This is a genomic window from Yoonia sp. R2-816, from assembly GCF_046762905.1.
GTDB lineage: Bacteria > Pseudomonadota > Alphaproteobacteria > Rhodobacterales > Rhodobacteraceae > Yoonia.
Map to the genome: position 1 here is coordinate 1 of NZ_JBKQXN010000225.1, position 1,308 is coordinate 1,308.

Below are 1,308 nucleotides of genomic sequence, written 5' to 3' on the forward strand. Positions count from 1 at the left end.
GAGACTGCCAGGTGACAACAAAATGGCCATTGGCGAGGGCTGTTACACTTGGGTCGATTTGCGCGCTATTGGTGAATTCATTGACCAGGAACTCACTGATGCCAACAAAATCATGACCTGCGGCAGGTGGGGTGTTCATAATGGTCATTACGTTCTCCAATTCAAGCTGGTGAGCAATTGATTTGATCTCGTTTGCATGCTGTACGTGCCGATGATGAGCGGAAACCTGGCTCTCTTCCTGGCCGACGTTCCATTCAATTCGTCTCGCGTCCAGCATAAGAACCAGATCACCAAAATGGAAAATATCGGGATTCTATATTTGAATAGGCATCAGCTATGGTGAGGCCTGCGCCTCTTAGGGTCAGGACCCATTGATTTCCCCTTGGCAGCATGATTCATGGCTCAAAAACGAGCGGTGAATATGTCTGATCTATTCTGGCTGACGGATGCGCAGATGGCGCGTCTTGAGCCCTTCTTTCCCAAGTCCCACGGTAAGCAGCGCGTCGATGATCGGCGTGTGCTGAGTGGCATTATCTTCATCAATCGCAATGGCTTGCGCTGGCGAGATGCACCCAAGGAATATGGGCCACACAAGACCCTGTACAACCGCTGGAAACGGTGGAGTGAAAAAGGTGTTTTTGCTCAGATCATGATGGGTCTTGCTGCCGAGCACAGCGAAGAGAAGACAGTCATGATTGATGCCACGTATCTCAAAGCTCACCGCACCGCGACCAGCATGGGCGTTAAAAAGGGGGGCGTGGACGTCTGATTGGCCGGACCAAAGGTGGTATGAACACAAAGCTTCATGCGGTCTGTGACAGCCAGGGGCGGCCCATCAGCTTCTTTGTCACTGCTGGGCAGGTCAGCGACTATATCGGAGCGAGGGCGCTGCTGAGCAGCTTGCCAAGCGTTGAGTGGTTGCTTGGGGACCGTGGTTACGACGCTGATTGGTTCCGCGAAGCTCTGCATGACAAGGGCATACGGCCTTGCATCCCCGGTCGAAAGTCCCGCGCCAAAGCGGTCCGATACGACAAACGCAGATACAAGCGGCGCAACCGCATCGAGATCATGTTCGGCAGGCTGAAAGACTGGAGGCGCGTCGCAACCCGCTATGACCGCTGTCCCAAGGTCTTCCTTTCAGCAATCGCTCTCGCCGCAACCGTCATCTATTGGTTATGAGATGCTGTAACGGGGCCTGCGTCGCGCACGACCGTTGCCACTTGTCAGATCAGCATCGCGCTGTCGCCATTCCCGTATTGAACCCAGATGGAGGATGACGGGATGAAGCTATTTATTGGATTGGATGTG

Annotated in this window: 2 protein-coding genes; one reads left to right on the plus strand and one right to left on the minus strand. The window is 53.8% G+C overall.

The features are described 5' to 3' along the window. The coding region (locus ACFWW2_RS16045; RefSeq protein WP_393929548.1) for a hypothetical protein at nt 1-277 on the minus strand (277 nt) is incomplete at its 3' end. A 144-nt stretch (nt 278-421) separates the two neighbouring features. Between ACFWW2_RS16045 and ACFWW2_RS16050 the strand changes: the two genes are divergently transcribed. Beyond that, nucleotides 422-1,179, plus strand: a protein-coding gene (locus ACFWW2_RS16050; protein ID WP_393929550.1) for an IS5 family transposase whose coding sequence is annotated in 2 segments (ribosomal slippage) — nt 422-746 and nt 746-1,179 — 759 coding nt in all. Because the reading frame shifts where the segments join, the coding sequence is not laid out codon by codon here. Nucleotides 1,180-1,308 lie beyond the last annotated feature (129 nt).